Source organism: Craterilacuibacter sp. (genome assembly GCF_051659485.1).
In the GTDB taxonomy this organism is placed as follows: domain Bacteria; phylum Pseudomonadota; class Gammaproteobacteria; order Burkholderiales; family Chromobacteriaceae; genus Craterilacuibacter.
Genome location: NZ_JBOFOO010000080.1, coordinates 1 through 6,070 on the forward strand (window position 1 = coordinate 1; position 6,070 = coordinate 6,070).

A 6,070-nucleotide genomic window follows, 5' to 3' on the forward strand; every position below is an offset into this window, starting at 1 on the left:
CATGTCGCGCTGCTGTTCGCCATTGGGCATGAGTTCGTATTTAAAGGCTTGGAGTTTTTGCATGTGACCACGATACCGATTTGCCGAAACACGGCGCAAGTGGATTTGCTAAATTAATGGACGCCTGCGGCGTCCGCGCTATCCATCCCCGCCATGAATGACGGGGCTTTCCGCGCACCCTGGTAAACCGCTCTGCGACATCAGCCAAACGCCACATAATGTGGCGTTTTGTGTTTCAGCGCTCGCGACTGCGCGCCGGATCGCTCCATGCCTGCATGCTCTCCAGTTCGATACGGTGCGTGCCGGTCTTATCCTGCCACGTCACCCACACCTTGAGCGCTTGACGCTGCGGATCACAATACGGCGCGAGCTGCCAGCTACGACTGAAAACCGCACCTTGCATGGTGATGGTGTCTGCACTACTGCTGCTGGCCAATAATGAGCCGGCCCCCAAGCCTGCAGGACAACTTCCCGAATGATATTCACCGCGGGCAATCAGGGTGCGCAAGGATTCAAGCTTGTCCTGAGCGTAATACTGGGCAAAGGCGCGCGCCTTGGCTTCGGCACTGCTGCTGATACTGACACTGGCCAGCCGCAAGCCGGCAAATAGCCCCACGGCCAAGACCAGTAAAGCAATCAGCGCCTCCAGCAACATATACCCGCGCGCAGGCTTACTCATCACGGCCCCCTACCAGTCACGCCAGCTACTGGCGAGAACGGACTCCAGCTGTATGCGCTGCGCCACGGCCAGCACAGCAGCGTCGTATTCGAGCAGCAAGGTGCCATCCAGCCGCCCCAGCTCTTGCAGCAATAGCGCGCCTTGCACTCTGGCACCATCATGGCCGGACAGCTTGCGCGCATATACCACACCAAACACCTCGCTGCCGGCCGCCAGCTCCAGCTCGCCATCGACCAGCAGAATAACCGGCTCACTCACCGTCCCCAGTCGTAAGGGCAAGCGGGTATACGGCTGCCCGGCCAGTGCCGACAATACAATGACCTTGCCGCCCAGCTCTCCTGCGGGCAAAGCCTGATGACCGGCAATATGGACATCGGCCAGCGCCGCCATATCTTGCGACCCCAAGGCAAAAAAAGAACGCAATAAGCCCTCATCCGTCAGCGCGGCCAGCGCCGCATCGGCCAAGCGGGTATCCGCCCCCGCACCGGCATTGCTGGACCCGGGTTGATCCGGCAGGCTGCCATTGGTGATCCGCGTCGTAAACGGGATAGGCACTGCAGCCAATGGCGAGCCACTCCATATCGTCAGCGACCCCTGATTATTGACCACCACCAGTGCGCCTCCGCTTGCCGATGCAGTACTACGGACCATCAATGCCGCCACCGGCAACACAGGCAGAACCGGATAAGTCCGCACCAGCTGACTGACGGTACGCTTGGCGCTGCCATCATCGCTGAATCCGGTCGCCACAATACGCAGGCTGGCCAGCGCCGCCGTAGCCGGCGAGCACGGCTGACCCGCAAAGCCGGCATCACATAGCTGCACCTGCCAGCGTTTGCCACTCAGGCTGCCGCTGGCCAGTACACCGGCCGCATCGACATCGACCCGGCCATCGGCATCATGATCGGCGCCCCCCTCAAGGTAATAAGCAAGGCCATATTGCAAACCGGCGTGCGCAGCCTCGGCCGCCTGCTTGACCCGGTAGCTGCCGGCAGTCAGTTTGAGCTCCAGCCACGATGTTCTGGCGACATACACGCCGATCAATCCCGTCACCATCAGCAAGGCCAGCACCAGCGCCAGAGTCAACATGCCGGCTTGCCGCCGGGCCGTACCCTTATTCAGCACCGTCATCCCTCCTAGGGCACCGTGAATACCCGCTCGTTGCGCAGCCTCACCGCACTATCCAGGCGCTGGCGAATAGACGGGTCAGCCAGCAAATAGCCTCCCAAACCCACCATCAGCAGGCGCACCTCAACCAGCTGATCGCCACTTTGCGCGCTGGCCAGCAATGCGGCACAACCACCGGCATCCGCGCGTAGTGCGCGCGTCACATTCACACACTTGCTGCCGGACTCATCGAAAACCAGCTCGTCCACCGCAATGACCGCCCCGTCCGACAGGCTCTCCCAGTTGCCGCTACTGCATAACAGAGAGGCAGGGCCGCTGGTTTTCATACGCAAGTGCCTGACGCCGGACACCGTTTGCAGCTTGAAACCCAGCCGCTCCTGCGGGCTGACCTGCCCGTCGCTATCGCGGTCGTAGCTATAGCGCACACAGGCGGGCGTCGCCGTGTCCAGATTGTCCATACCGGAAGAAAAGGGGTTGGAAAGCGGCGCAGCACTGGCATCCGCATTCCAGTAACCGGAACGGCGCAGTTCGGCAGTCATGATGTCCATCATGGACTGCAAGTCTGCATTCAGACGCAAGGTTTTCAGACTGATGCTGCTATGACGCAACTGTGTGATATAGACGGTGCTGACCCCGGCCAGCACGATCAGCGCCAAAGCCATGCCCAGCATCAAGTCCAGCAGGGAAAAACCGCAGGCTTTACGCATCAGCATCCCTGATCGCTATAAGCGGCAAGCCGCGCAGCACCCGCCGGCGAGCACACGCGTATCCGCCCCAGTACACTGACCAACACCCGCGTTTCCAGCCCACCAGGCGACAGCAGCGTCACCCGCCCATTATCGGCAACACCGCGTAGCGGCTCGAAACGCGCCTCGCCCCCGCTAAAACCGCTAGCCAGCAGACGGATACCGGGATAATCACGCCCATGAAAGACGGTAACAGAGGCCGCAGTCCCCTCAGGCGAAACAATCCTGCAGACTTTGCTTGCATCCTGTCCGCTAGGGTCGCAACCGGCCACATCACTCAAGCCCAGATGCCACTGCCCGCCACTATCCACGACAAAACGCGAGTACATAGGACGCCCTTGCTTAAGCGCCTCCATGCGTAGCCACTGCAACTGGCGGTAAACCAGCTCGGTCGCAGCCAAGAGACGCTGGCGCTCGACCCAAGCCGACAGACTGGGTAAGGCCACCGCCAGCAAAATACCAAGGACAGCCAGTACCAGCAGCATTTCCAGCAGCGACCATCCACGCAGCGAACTTGGCATCGACATGATGCAAACTCACCCTGCGCCCCAACAAGCACGCTTGGCGGCCGACGATATATCCGGCCCGTTTTCACCCAGCCGCAACAACGATGCCGGGCAGTCGGCATCACCATCCTGCCCGCCCTTGGCCGTTGCCGTCGCCTCGGCCAGATAAGCCGTACTGCTGGCAGTATCGGGCAATAGCGAAACCAGGTAATAGCCATCACTGGACAAGGCGGGAAAAGCCAGCGTAGACAAAGCGGCACTGGCACCGCAATGGGAGACACTACCCAGACTCTGGGCATAGAAAGGACAGGACGAACGAAAGCGCTCTTGTGCCAGCGACAAAGCCAGCAAGGCGCTCTGGCCATCGCTGCGCCGGGCACGCAACACATAATCGCGATATGCGGGATACGCCACCGTCGCCAGAATCGCCATCACCAGCAACACGATCATCAACTCGATCAGCGTAAAACCGGAGTGGACGGCACGCATGGCATAGCCCTCTTGCCAAAGGAAACGGCGGCCGAAAAGCCGGCCGCCGTGACTGAAATGGTCTGCTGAGTCAGACTAGACCATCTTGGGAAAAACAAAAGAGAAGCTTGCCTGTTAATACCTTACCCTGCATGGTAACTGCGGTACCAATCGACGAAACTCTGCATCCCCGCTTGCAATGACGTATCCGGAGAGAAGCCTACCGCCGCGCGTAGACGAGCGGTATCAGCATAGGTAATGGGGACATCGCCGTCCTGCATCGGTAGATATTCTTTCACCGCCTCACGGCCACAAGCCGCTTCGGTGGCCTCGATAAACGCCATCAGTTCAACCGGGTTATGATTGCCGATATTGAACAGCGCATAAGGCAAATCGCCCGTCGGCACATGTTCCATCACACGGAATACCCCTTCGACGATATCATCGATGTAGGTAAAGTCGCGCTGCATCTTGCCGTGATTGAACACCTCGATGGGCCGGCCATTCAGAATGGCCTCGGTGAACAGCCACGGAGCCATGTCCGGACGTCCCCATGGGCCATAGACGGTAAAGAAACGCAAGCCGGTGACCGGCAGGCCGTATAGATGGGCGTAGCTGGCCGCCATTACCTCGTTCGCCTTTTTGGTGGCCGCATAGAAGCTGACCGGCAGGTCGACGCGGTCATCTTCAGAGAATGGTACCTTGGCATTGCGCCCATACACGCTGCTGGAGCTGGCAAACACCAGATGCTTGACCGAGTGACGGCGGCATCCCTCCAGCACATGGGTATAGCCGGTCAGATTTCTCTCTGCGTAGGCATGCGGGTTCTGGATCGAATAGCGCACCCCAGCCTGAGCTGCCAGATGAATCACATAATCGAAACCCTCCGCTGTGAACAGCGCCTCCATCGCATCCCTGTCGGCAATGTCCAGCCTGCGAAAGGAAAAACCGGTACGCCCTTCCAGGGTTGCCAACCGGGCATGCTTAAGCTCGACCGCGTAATAATCATTGAGGTTGTCGACGCCGACGACCTCGAATCCACCACGCTCTAGCAGGCTCTCGCATATTGCGCGGCCGATAAAACCGGCAGCACCGGTGACTAGAATTTTCATCTTTGCACTCCTATTAATGTGAGCTGGCAGCATACAGAGGGGCAAGCCCCCCATTAATCACCGACCGATTGCCAGATACTCGAAACCTTCCCCACGCAGCCAAATTGGATCGTACATATTACGTCCATCAATAATCAACGGCTGCTTGAGTGCCGCGCGAATACGCTCGAAATCGGGTGCGCGAAATGCCTTCCACTCGGTCACAATCAAGAGAGCATCGGCACCGACCAAAGCACTATCCATATCGGCGGCAAACGCGAGTCGGGCATTGTCGCCCATCACCCGGCGTGCTTCGTCCATTGCCACCGGATCGAATGCCACCACCTCGGCGCCACGGCGCGTCAGCTCAGCCACAATAACCCGGCTTGGCGCATCGCGCATATCGTCGGTATTAGGCTTGAAAGCCAGTCCCCACATGGCAAAGCGCCGCCCAGTCAGATCCTCGCCGAACTTGGCCACCACCTTGTCCACCACACGCAGCTTCTGCGCATCATTGGCGTTCTCAACCGCGTTCAGCACCCGCATTGCATGACCATGCTCGCGCCCGGTCGCGACCAGCGCCTTTACATCCTTTGGAAAGCACGAGCCGCCATAGCCAGCCCCTGGATACAGAAAATGGTAGCCGATACGCGGGTCTGAACCGATACCCTGACGCACACGCTCAATATCGGCACCCAGAGCCTCGGCCAGATTGGCCAGTTCGTTCATGAACGAAATACGAGTCGCCAGCATCGCGTTGGCGGCATACTTGCTTAGCTCGGCCGAACGCACATCCATAAATAGAATGCGTTCGTGGTTGCGCTGGAACGGTGCATACAGTCGGCGCATGGTCTCGATGGCCTTATCGTCCTCGGTACCGACCACGATACGATCCGGCTTCATGAAGTCCTCAATCGCTGCGCCTTCTTTCAGAAACTCGGGATTGGATACCACACTAAACGGTATTGCCTCGCCACGCTCGGCCAGCACGTCCATCATCGCTGCCTTAACCTTATCGGCAGTACCTACGGGTACGGTAGACTTGTCGACCACCACCTTGTAGGTGATCATATGTTGCGCAATATTACGCGCGGCTGCCAGTACATACTGCAAATCGGCGGAACCATCCTCATCCGGTGGCGTACCGACAGCGATAAACTGGATGTCGCCGAACGCAACCGACTCGGCTACATCGGTAGTAAAACTCAGGCGTCCGGCGGCTACATTGCGGCGCACTATCTCCTCCAAACCTGGCTCATAAATAGGAATGCCGCCTTGCTGCAACAATTCAATCTTCTTTAGATCCACATCCAGACACAGTACATGATTACCCACTTCGGCGAGACAAGTGCCGGTCACAAGGCCTACATAGCCGGAGCCGATGACAGTGATTTTCATTCTTGCATTCCTGTTTTCAAATTATTTCTGCCTGAAGCATCTCAGGGCTTGAGC

At 58.7% G+C, this 6,070-nt stretch carries 7 protein-coding genes; all 7 read right to left on the reverse strand.

What is annotated here, in order from left to right; all coding sequences use genetic code 11:
* Positions 1–235 precede the first annotated feature (235 nt).
* Positions 236–679 (reverse strand): type IV pilus modification PilV family protein, encoded by a 444-nt coding sequence (locus ACRC1E_RS02795; protein WP_438513585.1) that lies wholly within the window; start codon positions 677–679, stop codon positions 236–238.
* A 9-nt stretch (positions 680–688) separates the two neighbouring features.
* Positions 689–1,810 carry a hypothetical protein gene (locus tag ACRC1E_RS02800; RefSeq protein WP_438513586.1) on the reverse strand — a complete coding sequence of 374 codons (1,122 nt, stop codon included), beginning with the start codon at positions 1,808–1,810 and terminating at the stop codon, positions 689–691.
* Positions 1,811–1,815: 5 nt separating this feature from the next.
* Positions 1,816–2,514: a hypothetical protein gene (locus ACRC1E_RS02805; protein WP_438513587.1), complete on the reverse strand. Its 699-nt coding sequence runs from the start codon at positions 2,512–2,514 to the stop codon at positions 1,816–1,818.
* On the reverse strand, positions 2,514–3,080 hold the full coding sequence (locus ACRC1E_RS02810) for a GspH/FimT family pseudopilin (RefSeq protein WP_438513588.1): 567 nt from the start codon (positions 3,078–3,080) through the stop codon (positions 2,514–2,516). The genes ACRC1E_RS02805 and ACRC1E_RS02810 overlap by 1 nt, the downstream gene beginning before the upstream one ends.
* A 9-nt stretch (positions 3,081–3,089) precedes the next feature.
* Entirely contained in the window at positions 3,090–3,548 is a 459-nt protein-coding gene (locus tag ACRC1E_RS02815) for a type IV pilin protein (protein WP_438513589.1), read from the reverse strand.
* 122 nt (positions 3,549–3,670) lie between these two features.
* Entirely contained in the window at positions 3,671–4,639 is a 969-nt protein-coding gene (locus ACRC1E_RS02820) for an NAD-dependent epimerase (RefSeq protein ID WP_438513590.1), read from the reverse strand.
* A gap of 57 nt (positions 4,640–4,696) precedes the next feature.
* Positions 4,697–6,016, reverse strand: coding sequence for a UDP-glucose dehydrogenase family protein (locus tag ACRC1E_RS02825; protein WP_438513591.1), 1,320 nt, complete (start codon positions 6,014–6,016; stop codon positions 4,697–4,699).
* Positions 6,017–6,070: the final 54 nt, after the last annotated feature.